Genomic DNA, 1,352 nt, shown 5'->3' with positions numbered 1-1,352 from the left:
TCCTTTGTTTTGCCGAGAATTTCAGCACCTTTTTCATTGACACTCAGGACTGTACCGTCAAGTGTGAATGAAAAGGCTGCGTCAGGATGATGCTCGAACAATGACCGGTAACGTTCCTGACTGGATTGAAGCTCATCAGCGTTCTTTAAATATTTTTGAAGTGTGCGTCTATTCTCTGAAAGGAGGAGAAACTCCCTGACTATGACAAGCAGAATGGACACCCCTACACCGATAGTAATGACATTAGTCCCGATGCTTGTATATATCATAAACAGATACAGCGAAGTCAGTCCGAAGAAAGGAAAGAGGATAGCGAACAGCATAGGTTTCGTTCGAATGACAGCTTTCTTCCTCAGCTGGATCGATGACTGATTTTTCTGAAGCAGTCCGGTAAAGCCGACAAGCAGGACGCCTAAGATAAAGAGTGGATCAGTCCAGGATCCGGAATCGTAAGTTTCAGTGCTGACTAGATAGACGAAAGCAGTATCTGCGACAATATAAGTAAATAGACCGGCACCGAAAAATAGAAGCGAGTCATTCGAAAAGAGTTGTTTACTTGAGAAAATCACCATAAGCAGGCAGAAAGCCAGCGCCAGATCACCGATTGGATAGGCAAGCGATACAACTACGGCTAGAAGAGAAACATCTCCTGCTAAAATGATCGGGTTTAATAAAAAATACCAGCTGAGGGTGGCGTAAACAATCATAATGAAAAGAATATCGAAAATGTAGCGGGTCAGAACAAGTTTTGTCTTTTCCTTGTATAGTTTGAATCCGAAGGCACTAAGGTAGAACAAGACACTAAGTATATAAAAGAGATCAGGGATTCCTGGGTAAGGGACTTCGATTCTAAGGACACTCTCGTAAAGTATCCAGGAACATTCAGCCAGGAAATAACTGAATGTTCCTAAAGTGATCAGGAACCAGAATGGCTTGTCTGGCTTCTCGGCAGTTTTATAGGCCTGATAAAGCCAGATGGATGGGACAGCTGATCCAATCAGAGACAGGGTATTCCCACCCCAGGTAAGTAGGTAAGAATCGTCTTGAAAAAGGAAAAGCCATAGATAGTAGAACAGCGTAAATGCAAAAATAAAAATTAATACGTAAACATTCTTTTTCTGAATAGGCATGGTAGTTCTCCTTAAGTAATAAAGCACATGATCAGTTTATTATGGAAACTGAATCAGCAAGGGACTGGGAAAATGTCTGGATATTTGATTAAATAATTATGAATATTCATCCTGTTTAAAAGCATTATACCTGAATTATTCATACCTCTAAATGTGGATAACTATTTCTATTAAACTCACTGCTTTTTTAGACATTTTTAAGTATTAACTGTCTATCATGCC

Annotated in this window: 1 protein-coding gene; it reads right to left on the bottom strand. The window is 40.1% G+C overall.

Annotation, left to right across the window (positions count from 1 at the left end):
* The coding region (locus BLR76_RS11530) for a PAS domain S-box protein (RefSeq protein WP_143009263.1) at positions 1–1,130 on the bottom strand (1,130 nt) is incomplete at its 3' end.
* Positions 1,131–1,352: the final 222 nt, after the last annotated feature.

This window comes from Alkalibacterium thalassium (genome assembly GCF_900101165.1).
GTDB classification, from domain to species: Bacteria; Bacillota; Bacilli; order Lactobacillales; family Carnobacteriaceae_A; genus Alkalibacterium; species Alkalibacterium indicireducens.
Note: the sequence above shows the minus strand (reverse complement) of the source record. Positions and strands in the feature narration are given on the sequence as shown.